This window comes from Caballeronia sp. GAWG1-1 (assembly GCF_023631465.1).
Taxonomy (GTDB): Bacteria; Pseudomonadota; Gammaproteobacteria; order Burkholderiales; family Burkholderiaceae; genus Caballeronia.
The window spans coordinates 134398-158475 of the sequence record NZ_JALQDB010000032.1 but is presented as its reverse complement, the minus strand read 5'-3'; the positions used below and the strand labels follow the sequence as shown (position 1 = coordinate 158475).

Annotated in this window: 26 protein-coding genes; 5 read left to right on the top strand and 21 right to left on the bottom strand. The window is 61.9% G+C overall.

Annotation, left to right across the window (positions count from 1 at the left end; all coding sequences use genetic code 11):
• Positions 1-2 precede the first annotated feature (2 nt).
• Positions 3-665: an aspartate/glutamate racemase family protein gene (locus tag NCT03_RS21955; RefSeq protein WP_250493901.1), complete on the bottom strand. Its 663-nt coding sequence runs from the start codon at positions 663-665 to the stop codon at positions 3-5.
• 12 nt (positions 666-677) lie between these two features.
• Complete coding sequence (locus tag NCT03_RS21950; RefSeq protein ID WP_250467853.1) at positions 678-1622, bottom strand: glutamate cyclase domain-containing protein; 945 nt, start codon at positions 1620-1622, stop codon at positions 678-680.
• Positions 1623-1934: 312 nt separating this feature from the next.
• Here NCT03_RS21950 and NCT03_RS21945 point away from each other — a divergent pair, with 312 nt between their 5' ends.
• Complete coding sequence (locus NCT03_RS21945) at positions 1935-2777, top strand: GntR family transcriptional regulator (RefSeq protein WP_250493900.1); 843 nt, start codon at positions 1935-1937, stop codon at positions 2775-2777.
• A gap of 15 nt (positions 2778-2792) precedes the next feature.
• Here NCT03_RS21945 and NCT03_RS21940 read toward each other — a convergent pair whose 3' ends face one another.
• Positions 2793-4127, bottom strand: a complete 1335-nt coding sequence (locus NCT03_RS21940; protein ID WP_250493899.1) for an aminotransferase-like domain-containing protein — start codon at positions 4125-4127, stop codon at positions 2793-2795.
• Positions 4128-4221: 94 nt separating this feature from the next.
• Here NCT03_RS21940 and NCT03_RS21935 point away from each other — a divergent pair, with 94 nt between their 5' ends.
• Positions 4222-4836, top strand: coding sequence for a DJ-1/PfpI family protein (locus tag NCT03_RS21935; RefSeq protein WP_250493898.1), 615 nt, complete (start codon positions 4222-4224; stop codon positions 4834-4836).
• Positions 4837-4861: 25 nt separating this feature from the next.
• Here the strand turns inward: NCT03_RS21935 and NCT03_RS21930 are convergent, their stop codons facing one another.
• From NCT03_RS21930 to NCT03_RS21915, 4 genes are all read right to left on the bottom strand, one after another.
• Positions 4862-6091 carry a Gfo/Idh/MocA family protein gene (locus NCT03_RS21930; RefSeq protein WP_250493897.1) on the bottom strand — a complete coding sequence of 410 codons (1230 nt, stop codon included), beginning with the start codon at positions 6089-6091 and terminating at the stop codon, positions 4862-4864.
• Between the two features lie 48 nt (positions 6092-6139).
• Positions 6140-6799: a DUF1275 family protein gene (locus tag NCT03_RS21925; RefSeq protein WP_250493896.1), complete on the bottom strand. Its 660-nt coding sequence runs from the start codon at positions 6797-6799 to the stop codon at positions 6140-6142.
• A 159-nt stretch (positions 6800-6958) separates the two neighbouring features.
• Positions 6959-8248 carry an MFS transporter gene (locus tag NCT03_RS21920; RefSeq protein ID WP_250493895.1) on the bottom strand — a complete coding sequence of 430 codons (1290 nt, stop codon included), beginning with the start codon at positions 8246-8248 and terminating at the stop codon, positions 6959-6961.
• A 221-nt stretch (positions 8249-8469) separates the two neighbouring features.
• On the bottom strand, positions 8470-9477 hold the full coding sequence (locus NCT03_RS21915; RefSeq protein ID WP_250493894.1) for a zinc-dependent alcohol dehydrogenase family protein: 1008 nt from the start codon (positions 9475-9477) through the stop codon (positions 8470-8472).
• Positions 9478-9575: 98 nt separating this feature from the next.
• Between NCT03_RS21915 and NCT03_RS21910 the strand changes: the two genes are divergently transcribed.
• The gene (locus NCT03_RS21910; protein ID WP_250493893.1) at positions 9576-10505 is read left to right on the top strand and encodes a LysR family transcriptional regulator; all 930 of its coding nucleotides are present in this window, start codon (positions 9576-9578) and stop codon (positions 10503-10505) included.
• Positions 10506-10528: 23 nt separating this feature from the next.
• On the opposite strand, the gene NCT03_RS21905 is transcribed toward NCT03_RS21910, so the two are convergent.
• The 7 genes from NCT03_RS21905 to NCT03_RS21875 are packed head-to-tail and all read right to left on the bottom strand — an operon-like array spanning position 10529 to position 16659.
• A complete protein-coding gene (locus NCT03_RS21905) occupies positions 10529-11779 on the bottom strand; it encodes an NAD(P)/FAD-dependent oxidoreductase (RefSeq protein ID WP_250493892.1) in 1251 nt (416 codons plus the stop codon).
• Positions 11780-11819: 40 nt separating this feature from the next.
• Complete coding sequence (locus NCT03_RS21900) at positions 11820-13076, bottom strand: FAD-dependent oxidoreductase (RefSeq protein WP_244831147.1); 1257 nt, start codon at positions 13074-13076, stop codon at positions 11820-11822.
• Positions 13076-13456, bottom strand: a complete 381-nt coding sequence (locus NCT03_RS21895) for a RidA family protein (RefSeq protein WP_244831146.1) — start codon at positions 13454-13456, stop codon at positions 13076-13078. The genes NCT03_RS21900 and NCT03_RS21895 overlap by 1 nt, the downstream gene beginning before the upstream one ends.
• A gap of 55 nt (positions 13457-13511) precedes the next feature.
• The gene (locus tag NCT03_RS21890) at positions 13512-14165 is read right to left on the bottom strand and encodes an amino acid ABC transporter permease (protein ID WP_250493891.1); all 654 of its coding nucleotides are present in this window, start codon (positions 14163-14165) and stop codon (positions 13512-13514) included.
• Complete coding sequence (locus NCT03_RS21885) at positions 14162-14848, bottom strand: amino acid ABC transporter permease (RefSeq protein ID WP_244831144.1); 687 nt, start codon at positions 14846-14848, stop codon at positions 14162-14164. The genes NCT03_RS21890 and NCT03_RS21885 overlap by 4 nt, the downstream gene beginning before the upstream one ends.
• A gap of 1 nt (position 14849) precedes the next feature.
• Complete coding sequence (locus tag NCT03_RS21880; RefSeq protein ID WP_284503405.1) at positions 14850-15653, bottom strand: amino acid ABC transporter ATP-binding protein; 804 nt, start codon at positions 15651-15653, stop codon at positions 14850-14852.
• A 28-nt stretch (positions 15654-15681) separates the two neighbouring features.
• Positions 15682-16659, bottom strand: coding sequence for an ABC transporter substrate-binding protein (locus NCT03_RS21875; protein ID WP_250493890.1), 978 nt, complete (start codon positions 16657-16659; stop codon positions 15682-15684).
• Between the two features lie 280 nt (positions 16660-16939).
• Between NCT03_RS21875 and NCT03_RS21870 the strand changes: the two genes are divergently transcribed.
• On the top strand, positions 16940-17554 hold the full coding sequence (locus tag NCT03_RS21870) for a helix-turn-helix domain-containing protein (RefSeq protein ID WP_244831142.1): 615 nt from the start codon (positions 16940-16942) through the stop codon (positions 17552-17554).
• Here the strand turns inward: NCT03_RS21870 and NCT03_RS21865 are convergent.
• From NCT03_RS21865 to NCT03_RS21845, 5 genes are all read right to left on the bottom strand, one after another.
• Positions 17527-18537: a helix-turn-helix domain-containing protein gene (locus NCT03_RS21865; protein WP_250493889.1), complete on the bottom strand. Its 1011-nt coding sequence runs from the start codon at positions 18535-18537 to the stop codon at positions 17527-17529. The two genes, NCT03_RS21870 and NCT03_RS21865, sit on opposite strands and share 28 nt — an antisense overlap.
• A 36-nt stretch (positions 18538-18573) precedes the next feature.
• Positions 18574-19359: an ethanolamine ammonia-lyase subunit EutC gene (eutC, locus tag NCT03_RS21860; protein WP_250493888.1), complete on the bottom strand. Its 786-nt coding sequence runs from the start codon at positions 19357-19359 to the stop codon at positions 18574-18576.
• On the bottom strand, positions 19356-20750 hold the full coding sequence (locus NCT03_RS21855) for an ethanolamine ammonia-lyase subunit EutB (RefSeq protein ID WP_250493887.1): 1395 nt from the start codon (positions 20748-20750) through the stop codon (positions 19356-19358). Before NCT03_RS21855 ends, eutC begins: the two co-directional genes overlap by 4 nt.
• Positions 20751-20871: 121 nt before the next feature.
• A complete protein-coding gene (locus NCT03_RS21850) occupies positions 20872-21534 on the bottom strand; it encodes an HAD family hydrolase (protein WP_250493884.1) in 663 nt (220 codons plus the stop codon).
• Positions 21535-21550: 16 nt separating this feature from the next.
• On the bottom strand, positions 21551-22135 hold the full coding sequence (locus NCT03_RS21845; protein WP_244831137.1) for a hypothetical protein: 585 nt from the start codon (positions 22133-22135) through the stop codon (positions 21551-21553).
• A gap of 199 nt (positions 22136-22334) precedes the next feature.
• On the opposite strand from NCT03_RS21845, the gene NCT03_RS21840 reads away from it, so the two are divergent.
• Positions 22335-22871 carry a YbaK/EbsC family protein gene (locus NCT03_RS21840; protein WP_250493883.1) on the top strand — a complete coding sequence of 179 codons (537 nt, stop codon included), beginning with the start codon at positions 22335-22337 and terminating at the stop codon, positions 22869-22871.
• A 13-nt stretch (positions 22872-22884) separates the two neighbouring features.
• On the opposite strand, the gene NCT03_RS21835 is transcribed toward NCT03_RS21840, so the two are convergent.
• Both NCT03_RS21835 and NCT03_RS21830 read right to left on the bottom strand, forming a co-directional pair.
• Positions 22885-23250, bottom strand: coding sequence for a glyoxalase superfamily protein (locus NCT03_RS21835; protein ID WP_250493881.1), 366 nt, complete (start codon positions 23248-23250; stop codon positions 22885-22887).
• Between the two features lie 7 nt (positions 23251-23257).
• Complete coding sequence (locus NCT03_RS21830) at positions 23258-23998, bottom strand: DUF2278 family protein (RefSeq protein ID WP_250493880.1); 741 nt, start codon at positions 23996-23998, stop codon at positions 23258-23260.
• Positions 23999-24078 lie beyond the last annotated feature (80 nt).

The window sequence follows — 24078 nt, the reverse complement described above, 5'->3', positions numbered from 1 at the left end:
TCTCAGAGACCAAGGCGGCTTTTGAGCCGCCGCACCGCGCTTTGCGGAGCGGCGAACACGGGAACGCGCACCGCTTCTGTCACGAGCGCCTGCGCACGCGAAGTGGAGAAATGCGCGAGCAGGATCGCGTCGTAGCCATGCAGCTTCGCGGCTTCCTGGGCCACGAGCGCGTTGTGTGCCGATGCATCGCCCGCACGCAGCTTCGTCATGGCTTCGGCGGCCACGAACGTATCGAGCGTCGCTTGCGGATTGATGCGCGCGGCTTCCTCGGCGAACTCGGCTTCCATCGTCGGCACAGCCGGGGCGAAGGTCGCGATCATCGCGAGACGGCTGCCGCAGGCAAGCGCGTCCTGAAACATCGCGTCGTTCGGCTTGCAGACCGGCACCGGCAACTCGCGATCCGCTTTCTCTATGGCCGGACCAAACGCCGAACAGGTCGCGAGAATCGCGTCCGCGCCCGCTTTGTAGCCATAGCGCACGAGATTCACGAAGCGCTGCATCAGCGCCGGCGTGAGTTGCTCGTCCGCTGCGCGCGCGGCCGTGAGACCGTCGTCAAGCAGATTGCTCAAGCGCGCTTCGGGCCAGTCCGCTGCGAACGCGCGATGGATAGGCTCCATCGCGACCGGCGTGGCATGCAGCAATACGATCGAAAGATCCTGTCTCATGGCCCGTGCCCCCTAGCGCGCCATGCCCGGCGAAGACGAAGGCGCGACGAGCGCCTGAATGCCGTCGATGATCGCAACGTGGTCTTCCAGCGGCAACCGGTCGATGGTCATCTGCAGCTTGCCGGGACGATCCACGCGGCTGTCGTCGATGGCCTGACCGATCTCCACGGCCGCCGCCAGCACCTCCTTCTCGAACGCGCCGTTGAAATGCGCGAGAAGCGGCTGTGCCAGCTCCGGCTTTAACTCCGCGACCGCGCCGAGCAAGCCATACGCGCCCCAGTTGGCGACGCCAGACACGATCAGATAGTCGGCCGGCGTGCGCGCGGCGATGAGCGGCCCGTTCGGGATGTCTGTTTCGACGATCTCTTTCGGCAACACGCCCATGCCGATCTCATTGCCGCCGTCGCCGATCCCGATGGTCTTCCACGGCGCCTGCCATCCTTCGTCGGCGAAGAGGTAGTCGAGCGCGGCGGTGTCGTCGGAGATATCCCAGCCATGCTCGCGATGCGCGCGCCCGTCGGAGCCCAGCGAACAACGTTCGATGGCGATCAGATGCGTAATCGGATGCTCCGCCGTTTCGAGGCGCTTGCGCAGATCGCGCACGGCGGTGTCGTCGACATCGACCACTTCGAGCGCGACCTTGCCCGGCAACACGCGCGTCACGGCCCATGCGGCCTTGGCGCAAGGCGCATCGGTAATGACAGTCACGCGCATGCCCGCTTCGACAAAACCCGCTGCCAGTTGCGCCATGCCGTTGAGCCCGTCCGTTTCGGGCGAAGGCGGCTCGGCATGACGCACGAAAAATCCGCAGACGATGCCGATATGCGGCTCACGTTGTCCCGCAATGCTCGCGGCGGCGCGCGCCAGATTGCCCTTCGCGAAGGCGACCAGACGGCTGATGTCGCGCCGTACTTTCTGGCCGACGAGCGTTTCGATTCCTTCTATTGCGTCGCTCAACTCGTTCTCCTTTATTGGTGTGTCGTGCACGAACGGCCTGTTCGCAGGCGTGCCAGGGTCCTTCCGGGTCAGCGCCAGAATGTGTTTGGAACCTGGGTCGTCAGTGAAGAAGCCGGGTGCTTCGAATTGCTCGTCGATGAGCAACGACCCAACCTTAGCATGTGAATATACGTCGCGTATACTTTTCAAAAAAATAGTTGTTCATGCGCGCAAGAGCTTTATTGAGCATGGCGAAGGCGTAATAGCCGACATCCTATATACTTCGCATATACGAAGTTGAGCGCCTGCGCCAGCGCGGGAAAACGAGAGACTATGCCGAAGCTGAAAACCGCCGCCGCGAAGACCCCCGGCAGAACCGTGTCGCGCAAGACGTCGGCGAAAGCCGCGCTCGTGTCATCCGACGATCCATCGCAATCGATACTCGATGCAGCCGAACCCGTCGTCGCCGAAAGCTCGATGAGCCAGACCGATTCGGCCGTGAACGCCATTCGCTCGCGCATCATCGATCTGACGATTTCGCCGGGCAGCCGTATAGACGAACCCATGCTGCTGAACGACTTCATGCTCGGACGCACGCCTGCGCGCGAGGCCATCAACAGGCTGGTCGCGGAAGGCTTCGTGAATATCGTGCCCAACCGCGGCGGGACCTTCGTGCGCCGGCTCGACTTCGAGGAGATCGGCGAGATTCTCGTCGCGCATCAGCTAGCCGAGAATATCCTCGCGCAGATGATGCGGTTCGAACCGGGACTGGCGGAAGACTTGACGACGATTCAGACGCAATACGTCACGCAGGTTCAGGCGCGCGCGTTTCTGAACATCACCGCGCTCAACGAGAAGTTCCACATGCGAATGAATCAGGCCGTGGGCAATGGCTTTTTCTATGAGTTTGCGCAATCGACGCACCGCCATGTCCGGCGGCTTTTAGTGCATCTCTACAAGATGGAAGCCGAATTGACGCCCGAAGAGCAGGACCTGCAGTTCGACAGGAACTTGCGTGAGCACGACAAGATCATCGATATCGTGAAGCGCAAGGACCGCGCGGCGCTCGTGAAGTATCTGCCCGCGCATGCGCGAGCGACACAGGACAGGTTCGTGCATCTGCTCAAGAGTCGCAATGCCCCGCCGTTCGATCTCAACGTCAAGCAGTTTCCCTGACGCGCCGGTGCATCTTCAATACGCGTACTCGCCGATCACCCGCCTCACTGTCTCGAGCGAATCGCGCAGCACATCGCGCTCGACGGAACCCAGCGCCAGCCGAATGGCATGCGGCACATGCGGCGAAACCGAATAAGGTTCAGCGGTTGCCACCGAAATGCCCTCGCGCATGAGTGACGCTGCGACCTGATCGGCGCGAACCTCTTCCGCGAGCGGCAGCCACACGAAATACGACGCAGGATGACGGACGCATCGCATGCCCGCGAGGATGTCGGCGGCCATTGCCTGACGATGCTTCGCGTCGCGACGCTTCTCCGCTTCGAGCCGGCGCACGGTGCCATCGGTGAGCCATCCGCAAGCAATTGCCGTCATCACGCCCGGCGTGTTCCAAGTGGTCGCTCTGATAGCGCGTTCGATCGCTTTCATGGCGTCGGCGAATGCCACCACGAAACCCACGCGCAAGCCCGTCGCGACGCTCTTCGAAAGCCCGGAGACATAGACGGTCGACTCGGGTGCGAGAACGGCCAGCGGTGCGGGAGGATCGTCGACGAGGAAGGCGTATGCGGCGTCCTCGATGATCAAAAGCCCGTGCTTTCTTGCAATCGCCACGAGTTGCTTGCGACGATGCGCGCTCATCACCCAGCCAAGCGGATTGTGCAGCGTGGGCATGGCGTAGACCGCCCGCACGCGGCGCCTTCTGCATAAATGGTCCAGCGCATCCAGATCAGGCCCGGAGCCGGTCGTTGGAATCGGCGCGAGTTCGAGCCCGTGCGCCTCGGCCAGTACCTTGAAGCCGGGATACGTCAATGCATCGGCCGCGACGACATCGCCGGGACGAAGCAAGCCCACGACGGTCGCCGCGAGCCCCGCTTGCGCGCCGTTGACGATGGACACTTCGTTCGCGCTCACCGCAAGCCCGCGCGCCTTCAGATGTCGCGCCACGATTGCCCGTTCATGCGGACGGCCACCGTGAGGCTGGTAACGAAGCAGACTTTCGAGATCGCCCGAAGCGGCGAGCTGGCGCAAGGCGTTGCGCAGCAACTCGGCCTGACCCGGCAGCGACGGATAATTAAAGTTGAGATCGATCATGTCCGATCCCAACACGTGCTGATCGACACCCAGGCCCGGCGGCAGCGAGATTTCCCGCACGAAAGTGCCGCGCCCGGTCTCGCCGCGCACGAGGCCCATGGCTTCAAGTTCCGCATAGACGCGCGACGCCGTGACGAGCGCGAGGCCCTTCGTGGCCGCAAGCTGGCGATGCGTGGGCAGGCGCGTGCCGGGGCGCAAACGGCCCGCGCGGATATCGGCGGCCAAGGAATCGACGAGCGTCTTGTAGCGGGGCTGGGCCATGCGAAGATGTATCCATGACAATTATTTGATTGTAATGGACTCCTGGTTTAGCATCGGCTCATTCGATCATTCAAACGCTCAACGGTGCGCCATCATGCATATCGCCATTCTCACGTTCGAAGGCTTCAACGAACTCGATTCGTTCATCGCGCTGGGCATTCTCAATCGCATCAAAAAGCCACACTGGCGCGTGTCGATTGCGACGCCCGAAACGCGCGTGAAGTCGATGAACGGCGTGGTAATCGAAGGCCACATTTCCCTGCGCGAGGCGAGTGACGCGGATGCGGTCATCGTTGGAAGCGGGTTGTTGACGCGCGAAGTCGTCGCCAATGCAGCGCTCATGGCGCAGATGCGGTTCGATCCGGCGCGGCAGTTACTCGGCGCGCAGTGTTCGGGCACGCTCGTGCTGGTAAAGCTCGGGTTGCTTGGGGGCGTTCCCGCTTGTACCGATCTGACGACGAAGCCGTGGGTCGAGGCAGCCGGCGTCGATGTGTTGAATCAGCCGTTTTTCGCCAACGGCAATGTGGCAACCGCTGGCGGCTGTCTTGCTTCGCAGTATCTGGCAGCTTGGGTTATTGCGCGATTCGAAGGCGTGGAAGCAGCCGAAAGCGCGCTGCATTATGTGGCCCCTGTGGCCGAGAAAGAAGACTACGTTGCGCGCGCCATGCGCAATATCACGCCGTACCTGGCGCTCTCGCCTACGCTTTGATGTGCGGCGAGAGCGCTTTGAATCTTCAAGCGCTCTCGGCCACCGCAATCGGCCGCCCTTCTCGCGCCGACCGATAAATCGCCTCCATCAATACCTGATCGCGCAGACCTTCTTCACCCGGTGTGTCGGGCTGGCGATCATCGCGCACGCACTGCGCGAAGTGGTCGATTTCGAGCATGAACTGATCCTTGAATTCGAGCCGCTGCTCTTCGACCACTTCGAAATCGTCCTTGCGTCGCGCAATGCGCATGCGCTGTCCCTTGTACGCAAACGCGTTCTCGATATCGATCCAGCCTCTCTCAAGACGGATACGCATATCCTTCGATTCATGCGCGCCGTAACTGCTTGCGCATTGCGCAATCGCGCCCGAGGAAAAGCGTAACGTGAACGCGATTGTTTCCTCCACTTCCCGATAGCGTTCGTCATCGGCGGGATTCACGATCTGCGCATAGACCTCGACGGGTTCCTCGCCGAGCACATGACGCACGCCATTCAAACAGTACAAGCCGATATCCGGCAACGCGCCGCCGCCCGCCAGGGCCGACCTCAAACGCCATTGACCGCCGGGACCTTGCACCTGCGCATTGGTCGCCTCGATGATGCGCGCCCTTCCCAGCTCGCCCGATTGCACGAGTTTCGTCGCTGCACTGTTGAAGACTTCGAATTGGCAACGGTAGGCCACCATGAGCTTGACGCCCGCCTTCGCGCAGGCGTCGATCATCTGGCGCGCCTCGTCGGCGGTGTTGGCCATCGGCTTTTCGCATAGCACATGCTTGCCGGCCTTCGCTGCTGCAATGACGTGCGGCAGATGCAAGCCGTTAGGCGTGACGACGTATACCGCTTGAATGTCGGGATTGTCGGCGAGACGCGATATGTCATCGTAGTCATGGACGGCCGCTTCGTTCACGCCGTATTGCGCGGCAACCGCCCGCGCCTTGTCTGGACTGCCCGACACCAGCCCCGCAACCCGCGCGTGCTTACTGTTCACGAACGCCGGCAAAATCTGTTCGAGCGCCAAACGTCCCAGACCGACGATTGCAAAGCCAACACGTTTGTCCGGCGATGTCGGTGCTGGCGGCGGAGGCGATGGCTTGTCCGCATCGCCCTTCCAGTTCGGGAACTCGACCTTGCCGTCCTTGACGCTGCCCACGTCGATCTCCGCGGGCGCTTGCCATTCGCCGGATGCGGGCAGCTTCGGGCCATCGGCGGTGCCGGGGCCGGTGACGGAATAGGGAGTCGTATCGTTGCCAGACATGAGTAGTTTCTCCATCGTTGAACGATTGCTGGACGAATCGAACAGCAATCAATGCGCGAGCCGTTCCGCGTGCATGGTGCTGCCATACACGGTCGCAGTGAGTGCGCAGACGAGTGCAACAAGCGCAATGGCCGCCAGCGCACCAGGGCCGAACAGAATATTCAGCACCGTGCCCGCAGCTGCGCCGACGATCCACGATATCCAGCGCAGCATGCCGAGCGCAGCCGCGCCGAACTTGCGGCTAGCGAGTTGCCTGCCGACGCTGATGAACGTACCCGTAATGAACGTGACGCCCGGCTGATCGGCGAGCGCCTGATTGATCGCGCCCATGCCTGCCGCGACGAGACACGTCGTGAGCGGCGAGAACTGCTCGCCCGTGAGCGGCACGGCGCAAGCGAGGAGGATTGCGGTGAGCGTGAGGGACAGGGCGGCGCGCCATCGGGGAAAGCGCGTTCCAAGCCACGCGGCAAGCGTCGTGAACGCAAGAAAGCACGCGATGACGCAGATGAGCGGAATCGTCTTTTCGAACGCGCCTTGAACAAGCGACTGACTCAGCTTGGTGGAATTGCCGGTCATATAGACCGCGAGCCATTCCTTGCTGTGAAGCATGACGAGCGCATCCGTGCCGCCAGCGATAGCAACGAGCACGAAGACCGGAAGAGGCGAACGAGCGAGCCGTTCGAGTATCGAAGAATTGGGTGAAGGCAAGGCGATGCTCCGTGACTGGCGGCATGGCGAAAGCGGTGCTCCGCGATGCAGGTGCGCGTGACGAACATCGTTCGCCAGGACCCTTTGCCTTGAGCATCGGGCGCAAGATCGATGCCCGACGCTTACCAGTCAGCTTGGCTTCTACCTTCGTTGACTTCTTCAGACTGGCGCGCCACGCAGCCGCATGACTTGGGTTTCACGCACGGCGACCCACAAGATCAGCATGCCGAGTGCCGACAACGCGCTTGCGAGAATGAAAGCCGACGAGTAACCCGCGCCGTACTGAATCAGAAAGCCGGTAATGCTCGGCGAGAGAATGCCCGCGAGATTCGCGAGCAAATGTACGAAGCCGCCCGTTGCGCCAATGCGATCACGCGGCACGATGTCCTGCAACAGCGACCAGCACGCTTGCGGCGTCATGAAAGCGAAGAGACTCGCCACCGCGATCAACGCGACGGCAGGCGCAAGCGAACTCACGCGCGACACCAGCAACACGCAGATTGCCGCCACGCCAAGCCCCAGGATGATGACCGTCTTGCGCGCGAAGAGCACGTTGCCGGTCTTCTTGTAGAGCGCGTCGGAGATGATGCCGCCGAGCACGAAGCCCGCCGTCGCGCCGAGCCACGGCAGGATGCCGATCACGCTCATGTGCTTGATGTCGAGATGCTGATAGTCCACGAAGTAGCTCGGCAACCATGACAAGAAGAAGTACAGCACGTAGTTGAACGCGAAGAACGCGGCAGCCACGCCGAGCACCGGCAACGACAGCAAATAGTGCATCACGCCCGCTTGCGAGCCTGCTTCAGCGGAACCCTCCGCGTGATGCGGCACGAGCCTGTCGCTCGCGATATGCGCGGCTTCCTCGCGCGTCACGGCAGGATGATCTTCGGGATGATCGCGAAAGCACCGCAACCAGAACGCAATCCACACGAAGCCGAGCACCGCGATCACGACGAAGGAAATGCGCCAGCCGAACTGCAAAGCGACCAGCCCGACGATCGGTGCGGCAATGGCGGCGCCCAACGGCTGACCGGCGTTCGTGAGACCCACGGCGCGGCCCGCTTCACTGCGCGGGAACCAGTTCGAGATCGACTTGTTGGTCGTCGTGCCCATTGGGCCTTCGGCGACACCGAACGCGACGCGCGCCACCATCAGCGTGGCGAAGTTGCCCGCGAATGCCGTGGCGCCGCAGAACAGCGACCAGAACGCGGCAGCAATGGCGAACACCTTGCGCGGACCAAACTTGTCGGCCGCCCATCCGCCGATAAAGCAGAACACGCAGTATCCGATGAAGAAACTGCTGAACAGCACGCCGAGTTGCGCGTCGTTGATATGCAGTTCGCTCTTGACGAGCGGTGCGACCACGGAGAGCGCCGCGCGGTCCAGATAGTTGAGCATGCCGGCAAAGAACAGCAGCGCGGCGACTATCCAGCGGTAGCGGAATCGCATGTCTTCTCCTTTGGGTGCTATTGAAGCGCGTGAGGAATGCGCGCACGCGAGACCTGACGACGAATCTGTAAAGATACGTCATCATACAAGTCAGTTGCTTGCCTCGCTTCCGTGAAAACCCTACGAACCGCCGGTTTCATGCGGTCCTTAACACACAGAATGCTTTCCTTACATAGCGCCAAAAGGTGCATTACGATTGACTAGTTGTACGACAACCGGCATCAAGTGGCGTCTATCACCACTTTTCCAAAGTGGCCACCCGATTCGAGATAGGCATAGGCTTCCTGCGCGGCATCGAAGGGAAAGACGCGATCGATCACCGGTTCGATTCGGGACTGTGCGATGGCCTTGACCGCATCGGCGAGATTGGCCGTCGAGCCAGTCTGATTACCGACAATGCGCAAGGTCTTCACCATGACCTTGAGCAAGGGCATCTTCGTTTCCTCGCCGCCTATCAGCCCGACGACGAAGATCGTTCCACCGATTGCCGCCGCGTTCACCGAGCGCTCGAAAGTCGCCACGCCGACGGTTTCCACGACGAGATCCGCGCCACGCCCTTCCGTGGCTTCGAGCAACGCGACGTCCCACGCGGGCGTGGTCCGGTAGTTGATGGTGACGTCCGCGCCCAGCTTGCGCGCGCGGGCGAGCTTCTCGTCCGATGAAGACGCGATGATCACGCGCGCGCCCGCCGCCTTGGCAAGCGGCAGCGCAAACAGACTCACACCGCCCGTACCCAGCAACGCCACGGTGGACCCCGGCCGCACATTGCCCGCGACGATGGCGTTCCATGCGGTCGTCGCGGCGACCGGCAAACTTGCGGCCTGCACGAACGGCATGGCAGCGGGAATGGCGACGAGCGCAGTAGCGGGCACGACCGCATATTCCGCGAGCGAGCCCGGCATGGTGACGCCGCGAAGACGCTCGCCGTTCGTTACCGTGAGCGGTCCTGCGGCCCAATCCACGATCATTCCGGCGATCACGCGATCGCCCGCCTTCCAACCCTTCACGCGCGATCCGACCTCGACGATCTCGCCCGCGCCATCCGCACCCGGCACGAAGCTCGCGTCCACGTTGCCGAAGCGCGCGTTCGCCACCATGAGATCGAGATAGTTGAGTCCCGCCGCGCGAATGCGGATGAGCACTTCGTCGCTTTCCGGTACGGGCTCGAGTGCGTTATCGGTCAACGTCAATTCGTAGGGCTTGCCTGCCTTCAGTCGATACGCTTTCACGGTGCGCTCCTTTTTCGTTAAGCACAGCGATCATGCTAACGAAGACGCGCCTCTATAATCGACCCATACGGCATAACATTCGTGCGTGGGGTGCATCAATGAACGGCATCGAAACGGATCAGGTTCAGGCGTTTCTCGCGGTGCTCGCGACCGGGAGTTTTACGGCGGCAGGCCGCCAGTTGGGGCGCGACGGCTCGGTCATTTCCCGACGTATCGCGGAACTGGAAACGCGTCTTGGCATTCGTTTGCTCGAACGGTCCACACGTCGCGTATCGGCGACGGAAGCAGGCACGCGTTATCGCGATCGCGTGCGCGAAGCGTGGGACATCATGCGCGATGCGGAAGACGAAGCGCGCTCGCAAGCTGCGACGCCGCGCGGGCTCTTGCGCATCAACTTGCCCGCAGGGTTCGGGCGCATGTGGATTGCGCCGCGCATGCCGGAGTTCCTTGCGCGCTATCCCTCGCTCGATGTCGAATGCACGTACACGGACCGTTATGTCGATCTGATCGAAGAACGTTTCGATGTAGGCGTGCGTATCGGCAAACTGGAAGACAGCCGGCTTGTCGCGCGGCCGCTTGCGACCATGCGGCGCTTACTGTGCGCATCGCCGGATTATCTCGCCGCGCGCGGACGTCCCACGAAGCCCGAAGACCTGATGCGCCATGAATGCATCGGCTTTTCGCGGCTCTCCACGCATCCGGTATGGCATCTGAAACGCGACGACATGCACCGCGCCATTCGCATCAACGCGAGAATGACGACCGATGAGATCGATGCCGTGCTGCATGCGGCACGCGCGGGCGTCGGCATCATATACGGGACGGACTGGCTCGTCGGCCGCGAATTGCAGAGCGGAGAGCTGGTGCAAGTGCTGCCCGGCTGGAAGGTGGACGCGGGCGAACAACTCAGCGTGGTGCGCGCGTCTTCCAAGCATGCGGCCGCGAAAACGCGTGCGTTCATCGACTGGGTGGTGCAATCGTTCGAGACGCCGCCGTGGGGGACTACGCGCAGACGTCGAGCGAAGTAAGACGCGCGCGGCGGCAGTATCGATTATTTAAAGCGGTCCGCGGAGAAGCGCTCGATTGCGCCGGGACTCTTGCCGTGAATCAATCGCGCGACCATGTCGCCCGTGGTTCCCGCCAGCGTGATGCCGAGATGCTGATGCCCGAACGCGTAGATCACGCGCTTGTCCGCCGAAGATGGTCCGATCACCGGCAAGTAGTCCGGCATGGTCGGCCGGATACCGAGCCAGCTACTGGACACGGGCGCTTTGATATCCACGTTGCGGCGGATGCTTCGTTCGATGAACGCCGTGCGCGAAGGGTTCAACGGTGACTTGATCCCGCTCAACTCGATAGTCCCCGCAGCACGCAGCCGCAGGTCCCGCAACGGCGTCATATAGAAGCTCGACTCAACGACGCAAGTCGGCCGCGTGAACATCGGCTTATCCAGTTGGAACTCGACATGATAACCGCGCTCCGCGCCAAGCTGGATGGAATCGCCCATTTGCGCCGCGAGCTTCGCGGACCATGCGCCGCCCGCAATCACCACTCTGTCGGCGTGTAGCGTTTCGCCGGCAGCGGAACGCAGGCAGATGCCCGCGGTGCTGCTTGAAATATCGCTGACCTCCATGCGTGCGTAACGCTTCTCGTCGATCAGCGGTTTGGCCAGCGCCTGCACGAAGCCTTGCGGATCGACGAGATGGCACGCGGCAGGAAATAGCACGCCGCCCACCGTGCGCTGCTGCATGGCGGGTTCCAGTTGCGTGAGTTCGGCCGCGCTTATCACCTCTTGACGAATGCCCAGCAAGCCACGCAGTTTGATATCGCCCGCGGCGCGCTCGAACGCTCCTTGCGTGCGATAAGAGTAGAGACAACCATCGCGCCGAATGAACGACTCAGCGTGTGGATTGTCTTCGAGAAGCGGCGCATATCCCTCGTGCGTACCATGCAGCAACGACGCAAGCGCTTCGCTATTGGCGACATAAGCGCGCCGGTTGCATTGCCCGAGAAACGCAGCGAGCCATCCCGCATAGCTTCCCAGGCGCGACCAGCGAATGGAAAGCGGCGAGTCCGCGCCGAACAGCAAGCCGGGAATGTCGCCCCAGATTTTCGGCTGCGGCACGGGCGTGCATGCGTAGTCCGCAATGGTGGCCGCATTGCCGAACGAAGCGCCGCCCGCTATCTCGCCCTTATCGACGAGCAACACGTCGAGACCCGTTCTTCGCAACCACAACGCGCACGCAACGCCGACCACGCCCGCACCGATCACGATGACTTCGCGTCTTCCCTCACCCGACATGACTTGCCCTCTTGCATTGACTTGATTATCGCGCTTCGTTTCACCAGAAGCTGCGCGTGAGACTGAACGGCGTGTCGCGCGCATCGCTCTGGCTCGTGATCATCGACGTAATTAGATCGGCCGAGCCGCACGCAAGCGTCCAGCCGAGCGCGCCGTGTCCCGTGTTGACGAAAAGACGCGGCACCGCTGTCGGTGAAATGATCGGCAATCCATCTGCCGCCATGGGCCGCAGCCCGCACCAGGGCCGCACTTCGGCAGGCATCCGGACCTGTGGAAAAAGCCGCGTCAGCGCGCGTTTCAGGTTCTCCACGCGACCGGGCCGCAGCGTCTTGTCGAAGCCATCGAATTCGACGGTGCCCGCCACGCGCAGCATGTCCTTGAGCGGCGTTACGCCGATATGCTCGTAATCGTCGACGATAGGCCGTTGCGGCAGAAATCCCAGTTCGTCGGCACGGAGCGTAAGCGAATAGCCTTTGACGGGCGCCATCGGCAGGCGCACGCCGAGCGGGCCGACGAGCGACGGAGACATCGCGCCCGCGCATATCACGACGCTATCCGCGCTCAGATAATCGTCGGCAAGACGAACGCCGGCAACAGAACCGCGCTGCAGGTCGATACCGCTCACCGCGCTTCCCCACCGAAACGTCACGCCTTCGTGTTCGGCTGCGGCGGCGGTCGCGACACTGAACGCATGCGCGTCGCCCCAGGCATCGGATTCGAGCAGGAGCGCCGTGCCAATGCTATGTGCAATGCCTCCGAGCGATGGTTCGAGCGCCACGCTTTGCGCTGCATCGAGTCGCCTGACCTTTGCGCCCATGCGCTCGAGCATGCGCGCGAACGATTCCGCGCGCCGCTCGGCGTCCTTGCCGCGAATCAGTTCAAGCAGGCCGCCACGCTGGATGCCCGCGTCTATGCGCTTCTGGCCGAGCAGACGCTCCATGGCCGCGAGGCTTTGCTGACCGAACGCGGTGAGCGTCGCAGCCGTCTTGTAGTACTTGGCAGCGCGGCAGTTGGCCAGAAAGCGCACACCCCACATGCCGAGACCGGGGATTGCGCGAGGCCGCAGCAGAAGCGGCGCATCTTCGCGGCCGAGCCATTTAAGCAATTGCATCGGCGTGCCGGGTGAAGACCACGGCAACGCGCTGTTGGCCGCGAGCAAGCCGCCGTTGGCGAAGCTGGTTTCCAGGCCTGCTTCACGGCGGCTGTCTATCACGGTGACGCGGCAGCCCGCGCCCGCAAGCGCGAGCGCGGTCGTCGTCCCGATGATGCCCGCACCGATGACGATCACATGCTTCATCAGGCAACCTTGCTCACATCGGCATGAGCCAGGATTTCGATCTTGCCGCCTTGCACCATGAGATCGGCGATGATGGTCGCGCGGTTCGGATACGGCTTCGTGAAGAAGCGGCGATAGACCTCGTTCATGCCTTCGAAATAGCTCTTGTCCGTGAGAAAGACCTGCACCTGCGTGACGTCGTCCATGGTCGCGCCCGCCGACTCGACGATCTGCTTGAGATTCGCGAACGTCAGTTCGGCTTGCGTGGCGATGTCGCCATCCTCGATCGAACCGTCCGCGCGAATGGGAATGCTCGCCGTGTAGAGCGTGCCGTTCGAGACGGTCGCCCATTCGACCGGCGCGCTTCCGTTGGGCAAGCCGGTTTCGATGACCTTGCGCATACACTTACTCCTTCTGTTCTGTCTTGAGAGACTCTGGTTGGGAAAGACCGCCGTATCAGCCGTGAGCAGGCTGACGTCGCTCGATATGACGCATCAATTGCGACAGCGGATAACACAGCACGAAATAGAACGCCCCTACGGTGACGTAGATTTCGAACGGCATGAAATACTGCGAGCTCAAGTCCTGAGCGCGCAGCATGAGGTCGGGCGCGGCGATGAGCGAGGCCACCGACGTGTCCTTCAAAAGCGAGATGGCGACATTGCCCGAAGGCGCGAGCACCAGCCGAATGGCTTGCGGCAGCACGACCCAGCGCATGGCCGCGCCGCTCGTCATGCCGATGCTCGCGGCTGCTTCGCTTTGTCCGCGTGGCACCGCTTCGATGCCCGCGCGAAAGATCTCCGCGAAATACGCGGCGGCGTTCATGCCGAGACCAAGCACGGCGGCCTGATACGAATCGAAGCGAATGCCAATGGCAACGAAGCCGAAGTACACGAGAAAGAGTTGCACGAGCGCGGGCGTGCCGCGAAACACTTCGATATAGACACGTGCTATACGCGCGGCCATGCCACGACTGCCCATCCTGACGATGGCGAGCACAATCCCGAGCACGACGCCAATAGCGATGGCGCCAAGCGCCAGACGCAGCGTTGCCCATGCCGCCTGAAACAGCTCGTCGTGCATGGAAGACCAGAGTTCGGAATAGTTCATGACAGCGCCGCCCTCGGTTTGCCGAGTCCGCGCTCGGTCGCCGTCGAAAGACGCGACAACGCCAGACTCAGCAGCAGATAGATGATCGCCACGATGAAGTAGATGAGGTTGGTCTGATACGTCTCGCTCACGAGCATCCTTGCGCGGAACACGAGTTCCGGCACCGCCACGGCGGAAGCGAGCGACGTATCCTTCAATAGCCCGATGGCGAAGTTGGCGAGCGCGGGCAAGGCGAGCCGCATCGATTGCGGCAGCACGACGGTTGCGAGCGCCATTGGCCATGTCATGCCGATGGCAAGCGCCGCCTCGCGTTGGCCTCGGTCGACGCCGTTGATCGACGAACGGAACACCTCGGAGAGAATCGCCGCGCCGTTGAGACCGAAGCCGAGCGTTGCGGCCACGAATGCGGGCAGCGTGACGCCGATCCGTTCGAGCCCGAAGTACAGCACGAACAACTGCGTCAGCAAGGGCACGTTGCGGAACAGTTCGAGATAGACGTTCGCCACCGCCTTCAACACGACACTGCGCGACAACCGCATGAGCGCGATCACGAAGCCCAGCAAGAAGGCCACGCAGAACGCGCTCGCGGTCAGCACCACGGTGGTCACCGCGCTCACGCACAACACGCGCACGAAATACGGCAGAAAATGCAGGCTGTGAGCCCACGCGGTGAGAAGCGCCATGTCAGTGCTCCAACACCGCGCGCAAAAACGCGCGCGTGCGTTCGACCTTTGCATCGTGAAAGATCTGCCGTGGCGGTCCTTCCTCGACGATCTTGCCATCGGCCATGAACACGACCTTGTCGGACACGCTTTCAGCGAAGCGCATCTCGTGCGTCACGATGATCATCGTCATGCCTTCGTCCGCGAGCTTGCGCATGACGCCGAGCACTTCGCCCACGAGCTCGGGATCGAGCGCGGAAGTCGCTTCGTCGAAAAGCATGAGCCGCGGCTTCATGGCGAGCGCGCGCGCAATGGCCACGCGTTGTTGCTGGCCGCCCGACAATTGATCGGGAAACGCGTTGCGCTTCTCGTCCATGCCCACTTTCGTCAGCAACGCACGCGCTTCGTCGATCAACTCGCGGCCGCTGCGCTTCTGCACCTTGCGCGGTCCGAGCAGGACGTTGTCGATCACACTCAGGTGCGGAAACAGGTTGAAGCGCTGGAACACCATGCCGATATTCGCGCGCATGGCGGCGAGTTCGCGGCCCGACATCGCTTGCCAGCCGTCACCGTGACGACGCTCGCCGATAGCCGCGCCGTCGATGAAGATATGCCCCGCGCTCGGCGTCTCGAGAAAGTTCACGCAGCGCAACAGCGTGGTCTTGCCCGAGCCGCTCGGTCCGATCAGCGACACCTTTTGCCCCGGCATCACATCGAGGTCGATGCCCTTCAACACATGATGCGTGCCGAAGGACTTGTGCAGGCCGTCGATACGCACGAGCATGCGCGTATCGACCGAAGGAGTGGCGCTTAGCGTCGCAGACATATCGCGGTGTCCCATGATGATCTGGCCTTCAGGCGAAGGCTTTGCTGAAGTCCCGCGAATCGTGCGCGAACGGGCCAATCAGCGCGCCCTTCGCGTCGCGGTCCACGCCGGTGCGCGGGTCGGTCGGCAACGGCTGCAAGTAGTCGGGATTATCGATCCCGTACTTCGCGAGAATCGGCTTGATCTGGTTGGTGCGCCAGAGCCAGCGCACGCCTTCGTTGATGCCGTCGAACAGATCCTTCTTGTCCGGACTCACGCCCCAGATCGACGCGAACTTGCCCGTGAGGCTGGGGTACGCTGCGTCGAAACCGATGGGAATCTGTTTCAGTCCCCACGACGGATTCTGCTGGATCATGTAGTCCACGGTCGGCGCGTCGAGCACGGCAAAGTCGAGACGCCCCGCGACGACATCGCGCAAGCACGAATCGATACCGTCATACAGTTTCACTTCGACGATGCCCGGAACCTTCTTCATGTCGGGCACGACCGAATAACCCGTCGCCGTGCCGATGGTGTGCCCGCTCAAGTCCGCGATGGCAAGCGAACTCTTCTGCGTCTGGTTTTGCCGCATTATGACGTAGGCGCCCGTGTAGAAAACGGGATCGGTGAGCAACAACAGCTTGGCGCGGATCGGCGTCCACGCGAAGTTGCCGCCGAACCAGTCCACGCGGCCCGACTTCACCGCTTCGATCACGGCGGAAAAGGTCATCTGCTGCACGTCGATCTTCAGTTGCAGACGCTCGGCGATCAACTGCAGCATGTCGAAGTCCGTTCCCACGAGCTTGCCGTCGTGCACGGATGCAATCGGCATGTCGCCGAGGCACGCAGCGGTCAGATAGCCGGGACGCACGGTTTTGATCGGCGCGAGCGTCGGTGCGGCGAGTGCCGCGCGACCGAGCGTGCTTGCGCCGAGTCCCGCGACGACCCCGTAACCCGCCGTCTTGAGAAAGCCTCGCCGGGATGACTTGAGTGCGTCGATGGCGTGGGTGAGAGGATCGTCGAACATGGTGGTCAGCCCTTCCTGAATGGATTGATCGGGTAACGTCGGCGGTTTTTGCGTATATGCAAAACCATGAAAACCATCGTATTGAGCTAAAATTTGATGGTCAAGAAAAACTTTTGCATATACGCAAAAACATGCAAACGCCGGGCGCTTATGTCACCATGTCGTGATGGCGAAGTGGCGGCTCCCCGCATATCGAACGAATACAAGAGACACCATGCAAACAGAAAATCGCCCGCGGAAGGCGGCGCAGAGAACGAGCCCTGCGGCAAAGGCGGCGGTCGTGCGCAAGCCCAAGCGCAAGCCAGAAGCCGAGGCGGCGCCCGCACCCGCGCCTGTTGAAGAAACAAGCGAAGCGAGTCCCGGGGAGACCATCGCGCATCATCGGCACGCGCGGGGCATGACGCTCGCGGCGTTGTCGGAGTTGTCGTCGGTGGCGATCTCGACCATCTCGCGTATCGAGAATGGCCGTATATCGCCGACTTATTCGGTGTTGTCGCGGCTAGCGAAGGCGCTCGATATCCGTTGGCCCGACATGGTCGGCGGCAACGAAAAGTCCTTTGCGCAAGGCTGTCGGGCAGTAAGCCGCGCGGGTCATGGCGTGAAGCATCCGACCTCCACCGGTATCTTTGAATGGCTCGGCGCGGACCTCGTGACGAAGTCGATGGAGCCGACGCTCATCGAAGCCAGTGCCGATACCGGCAAGCATGTGCTCTCGGCGCATGACGGACAGGAGTTCATCTACGTCACCGATGGCTCGTTGATATTCATGATGCGCGACTACGCACCGCTCATGCTCGAAAAAGGCGACAGCGTGTATTTCGATGCAGCCACGCCGCACGCATGCTATGGCGTCAAGATGCCGGCGCGCTATCTGTCGATCGTGGCAAAGCCGTGAGCTCGCGCGGTTGCGGTGTTGAGCGTTTCCGAAGGACGCATGCCGAAAAGCTTGCGATAGTCGAGCGCGAACTGGCTGAGGTGCCAGAAACCCCATGCAGCGGCAGCGTCCTGAACGGTTTGCGTCTTTTGCGCGGCACCGGCATGTCGTAGCTGACGTCGCGCACCGTTGAGGCGTATGGCGCGCAAATAGACATTCGGCGCCATGCCGAATGCTTCCTGAAAACAGTATTGAAGCGTGCGGCGGCTCACATGCAGATGCGTGCACAGTTCGGGCACGTTCACGGCGCGGTCGTGATTTTCGAGCACATAGTGACGCGCTTGCGTTGCGATCGCATGACGACGCGAGGCCACGGGCAGCGCGACCGGCTCGCCGCATTGCAGCGCGCCGCACTCGAAGAGCCACGACAACAAGGACGAGCGCATCGACTCGGTCGGTGTGATTTCGCTTCGTAACATGGTCATGAGCGATGCCGCGAGTCGCGCACGTTCTCCCGCACCCACGACGACGATCTCACCGCGCGACGTGGCGCATTCGAGATCGATATGCTCGACGTCTTCGGCATGACGGCGCAGCGCATCATGCGTTGCAACCACGCCGAGAATTTCGTAGCCGGACGGCGTCAACAGTTCGAACTCGACGCCGCCCGGGCGAACCGCAAGCGCGTTTTCATCGATGGCGCGCGACTGTATGCGCCCGGCGCCATCGCGCAAGAGCGGGATGCCGAACCAGCACGCATCGACCGGCACTTCGCAGCTTTGGCGCAAGGTCTGGCTCGTCGTCTCGCGAAACAACTGCACGTCGTCGAAGTCGATCTCGGCAAGCGTGCCGACGAAGCGTCCGGCGCTCAACTGATCGTAGACCTGCCGCCAGCCGCGCAGATTGCCCGCCTGCTCGTCCGCATCGTGCGAGACGAGCCGATGCACGCACGGACCGCGCGGCGCGTCAGCATTCGGCTTGGATGGTCTCGCTGCGCTTCTCATGGGACGAATATAGATCACCAAAATGAAGTGTGTCGTTCAGGCGTGGCACGCAATCGACGTCAGTGGTTCTTTCGCGGCGATAGCCGCGTCGCTGTCGTCCTTGAGCGCGACGCCCGTAAGGCCCAGACGACGCGCATGCGTCAGCAGATAATGCAGCTTGTACGCGGCCGCGTCGTGGTTCAAACCTTCCGGACGCACGTTGGATATGCAGTTGCGCTCGGCGTCGCTGCGGCCTACCGCTGGCGCGTAAGTCACGTAGATGCCGAGACTGTCCGGCGAGCTCAGGCCCGGCCGTTCGCCGATCAACATCACGACGATACGCGCGCGCATTACTTCGCCGATCTCGTCGGCGAGCGCGACGCGTCCTTGCCGGGCGATCACGACAGGTCCGATGTTCCAGTCGTCGAGTTTCGAAAGAATCGCCTGCAAGAAAGGCACGGCCTGCTTCGATGCGGCAAACGCCGACAAGCCGTCCGCGATCACGAAGAGCACGTCATGGTCTCGTGCACACGTTGCGTCGAGCATTGCGCGGCTTTCATCGGCGAGACGGCGGCCAAGGTCGGGGCGACGCAGATAATGCGCGCGATCCGGCGCCGCGCTATGCACATCGACGACGTTCGCAAAGCCGGCATCGGCAAGACGCGCGCGAAGTGCGTCGACATCGAGGGGATGATGCACGGCGTCGCGCGCCTGCGCATGCGCGAGATTGAACGCAAGCAACGGTTCGGTCGGCATGCCACTGCCCGCGCGGCCGAGCGCAATGCGCGCGTTCGTGAATTGCCGCAACGACTGCCACGGGTTCTTGACGAGCGTATCGCTCATGCGGCCCCCATCCATTCGCGCGATGCTTCGAGCAAGGGCTGACGCGTCGCCGAATCGATCAATGCGCCGCGCGCATTAGCTATCTGCATCGTTTCGAGCCAGGTTTCGAACTCGGGCGCGCGGCGCAGGCCGAGCACTTCGCGCGCATAGAGCGCGTCGTGAAACGAGGTGCTTTGATAGTTGAGCATGACATCGTCCGCGCCTGGCACGCCGATGATGAAGTTGATGCCCGCGACACCGAGCAACGTGAGCAGGCTGTCCATGTCGTCCTGGTCCGCTTCGGCGTGATTGGTGTAGCAAATGTCGCACCCCATCGGCACGCCGAGCAGCTTGCCGCAAAAGTGATCTTCGAGACCGGCGCGCATGATCTGCTTGCCATCGTAAAGATACTCGGGACCGATGAACCCGACCACCGTGTTGACGAGCAGCGGTTCGAACTTGCGCGCGACGGCATACGCACGCACTTCGCAGGTCTGTTGATCGACGCCATGATGCGCGTTCGCCGACAGCGCGCTGCCCTGTCCCGTCTCGAAGTACATCACATTGTCGCCCACGGTGCCGCGTTTGAGCGAGCGCGCGGCTTCGAACGATTCTTGCAGCAACGCGAGCGAAATGCCGAAGCTCGTATTGGCCTTTTCGGTGCCCGCAATCGACTGAAACACGAGATCGACAGGCGCGCCCTTCTCGATGGCCGTGATCGTGTTGGTCACATGCGTGAGCACGCAGGACTGCGTCGGTACGCCGAAGCGCTCGCGAAATTCGTCGATCGTCACAAGCAGGGTCGTGATCGCGGCAAGATTGTCGCTGGCGGGATTGATGCCGATGACGGCATCGCCGCAACCGTACATCAGGCCATCGAGCATGGATGCCGCGATGCCCTTCACGTCATCGGTCGGATGATTCGGTTGCAGACGCACCGACATGCGCCCCGGCAAACCGATGGTATTGCGAAAGCGCGTCACGACCGGCCGCTTGCGTGCAACCGCGATGAGGTCCTGATTGCGCATCAGCTTCGACACGGCCGCGATCATTTCAGGCGTGAGACCAAAGGTGATGCGTTCGAGCGCGGCGGTATCGGTCGTGTGGCTCAAGAGCCAGTTGCGGAAATCGCCGACGGTGAGATGCGCGATGTCCGCGAAGGCCTCGCGCGAGTGTTCATCGACGATCAGCCGCGTGACTTCGTCCTGCTCGTAGGGAATGAGCGGTTCTTCGAGGAACCTTTGCAAGGGCACGTTCGCCAGCGCTAGTTTAGCGGCGACACGTTCTTCCTCGCTCGTCGCGGCCACGCCCGCAAGTTGGTCGCCCGAGCGCATAGGGCTTGCCTTTGCCAGCAGGGATTTAAGGTCGGCGAAGCGGTAGGTGCGCACGCCGATCGTTTCGGTAAAGCTCATGGGCGGCTCGCTCTTGGAAGGCCTCGTCGAAGGCCATCCTAGCGGCTCAAAAACCGGGGAGTTATCGAAAATCGGCAAACTTGGGCGATGCGCGCGGCTTCGCCCGAGGTTCATCGCGCGCTTAAGCTTTCAGCTTCTCAACCAGTTCACCGAAGCCCTGCAATACGATATCCGGCTCCATCGCCGTGCAACGCGCCTTGTCGCCGTAGCCATACGCGGCCCAGCAAGCAATGGCGCCGATGTTGCGCGCAAGGCCCAGATCCGCTTGCGTGTCGCCGACGACGGCAATCTCAGCTCGGGGCACATGCAGATAGCGAGGCGCGATAAGTTGCTCGTAACACGCCGCATCCGGCTTCTTCGGCAAGCCGGGCGGGTCGCATACGAGCATGTCGAAGAAGTGGGCGATCCCGTAATGATCGATTGCCTTCTTCACCGACGCTTCCGCCTTGTTGCTCGTGATCACCAGGGCAACGCCCAAGGTCTGCAACTCCGTGAGCACGCGTTCGACATCGGCGAAAAGCTGCGTATGTTGCAGTCCACGTTCGACGTAATACGCGCGATACGTGGCCGCCCATTCATCCGCTTGAGCCACGCTCAGACGCGAGCCCATGAGCTGCCGCATGGCCTCGGACATGACCACGCCCGCTTCGATCACGTGCTCGACGCGCGCGGCATCGGGCCGCTCCACACCGTAATGATCGAAGGTCAATTCGATGCAGGTGCGAATTGCGTCATGCGTGGCGCACAACGTTCCGTCGAAATCGAGCAGGCAGAGTTTGATCATGCTTGGGTCATGTGCCTCAGGCCTTCACGATGCCCAATGCGACCAGCGCTTGTGCGACTGCCGCGCGCATTGGCCAACTCCATTCGGCTTCGTGCTCTTCGGTATAGCCTTCGAGCACGCTGCCAGCCGCCACCGCGCCGGGATCGGCAATGGCATACGTAAAGATGAGCGAGTTGTCGCGCGGACGGCGCGGCAGGTCCACAGGATGCTGCTCGTAAATGAGCTTGCCCAGATTGCCGTATTGCACATTGGCGCCGCGATAGCTGGCATAGCCCGCGGCCTTGGCCAACTGCATGGCGGTGATGGTGCGCGCGGGCGCCTGATAGTGCGCGACGAGCATCTTCCGCTGCCCTTCGCTGACGGGCAAGATAGCCTTGAACGCCGCGATGTAGGCGTCCACTGCCGCATCTCCCGCGCCGGTCGCCGGTCCCATTTCCGCATCGATCGCCGCACGCACGGTGCGTTCGGCGTCGTCGAGCGTCTCTCCGGTTTCCTTGAACGCGGCCTTCTGATCCTTCCACGCCCAACATTGCGCCACACCGTTGGACGCGTTCTTGATAACCAGCTCATAGCCCCGGTACGTGACCGTCGATCGACTCATTCCAGCCCCTGAACAAAGATATCTTTTCGAGCGCGAACGCGGCTTGCTTGCCTGTTCGCATTCGATTCCACGAGGGACAAGTATATCCGGTCGATGCTTCCAGCATGGTTGCAGCGCTGCGCGGCTCACTGGATTCGGTTACGCTTGGCTTTTTTTCGGCACTTCGGGCCTTTGCCTGAAGCCTCTTTATCGAACGCTCATGAACACGCCACAAGCCGATTACGCTCTGAATCTCGACATCATGTCCGCCGACGAAGCGGCCGCGCGCCTGCCCGCATCCGTGCTCGCGCCGCTGAACGGCGCAAACGTCGATGTGTTTCGCGTGCCCGACGACGCCTCCGATACCGCCGCCTGCAGCGCGCGCTTCGGTATCGATCTCGACGACTGCGCGAACACCATCGTCGTGCGCTTCAAGAAGGACGGAGGCGAACAGTTCGCCGCTATCGTCACGCTGGCGACGCGCCGGCTCGACGTGAACGGTGCGGTCAAACGCGAACTCGGCGCGCAACGTATTTCGTTCGCGTCGCGCGAAGCGGCCACGGAGTTGTCGGGCATGGAGTACGGCGGCATCACCGCGTTTGGCTTGCCTGAGTCGATGACCGTGCTCGTGGAAGCGTCCGTGATGGAGCGCGAGCGCATCGTGATGGGCGCAGGCATCCGCGAGGCAAAGCTGCTGCTCGCGCCGCAGCGTTTGCTCGCACTGCCGCAAGTGATCGTGGCGGCGTTGGCCGTGTAGCCTGGGATTGCCGTCAGTTCTTCGCCAGTTCGCAGAACCGAATGCGATTGCCGAACGGATCGGCGACTTCCATCACGCGTCCCCAGTCCACCGTTTCGACGCCGGGCTTCGCATATCGATACGCCTTCGCTTCCAGCTCGCGATGCAACGTATCGATATCTTCCATCGGCACGAAGATGGTCGAACCGGGTGTTGCATCGCCATGATGCTCGCTCAAGTGCAACGTGAGGTCCGAGCGCCTGATCTGCGCGTAGAGGGGAAAGTTCTCGCCGAACGTATGCTCCCATTCGAGCGTGAAGCCGAGGAAGTCGAGATAGAACTCCTTGGCCCGATCGACGGCAAAGATGCGGATGATCGGTATGGCAGGATGAATTCGCATGCTGAGTTCAGTCGAGTATAGGATGCGACTCGCCCGGAATCGGAAAGCCGCGATTATCTGTCGGCACGAGTTGCGTTTGAAACGCCACGAAGAGCGCCTGATACTTGCCATCCACTTCGACGATCACGGCACCATCCTGCGACACACCGTTTTCATTCGAATGATCCTTCACGTGGCTACCCTTCATGGGCTTTGGATTGCCCTGATTCATATGCGTCTCGTGAAGCCCGTCTTCTCCCGGCTGAAAGAGAAAGCCGAAACCATAAACCGTGACGTCCTTCGTTGGTTTCCAGCCGCGCCGTTCATCCTTGTAGCTCGGCGTCGGATAAACATAGTTCACCGGATCGGCTGACATATCGAGCTGCAGCATCTCGTTGACGAGCGCGTTGATGTCGTTGTGCTCGCTTGCCGTGTCGAGCGGAATCGGACGCATGGCGCTTAGATCGACGAGGCCTTCTTCGTGCACGTAGTCGAGTTTAGGAAAGCTCGATGTGGTGACGCCCGCATTCAGTTTCGCGAGGTCTGCCGTGATCGCGTTGTCGAAGTTCTGATTCAGCACATACAACACGAGGTAACCCGCAGGACCCGTCAGCGAGCTATCCGACTTCACGTTCGTGACGATGCGAAACTCGTTGCCCTTCTCGTCGTCGCTTACGATCACATAGTGCGGGTCGCCTTTGTAACCGTCCAGAAAGGGAACGCCAAGCCTTACCTTTCCCTTGAACACCACGTACTCGTTGCTTGCCATTCTTCGCTCCTGTTTTCACCTAAGCCGGTCGTGCAGGCCGTTTGTCATAGCCGGGTCATACCGATAGTAATAATGTCTCC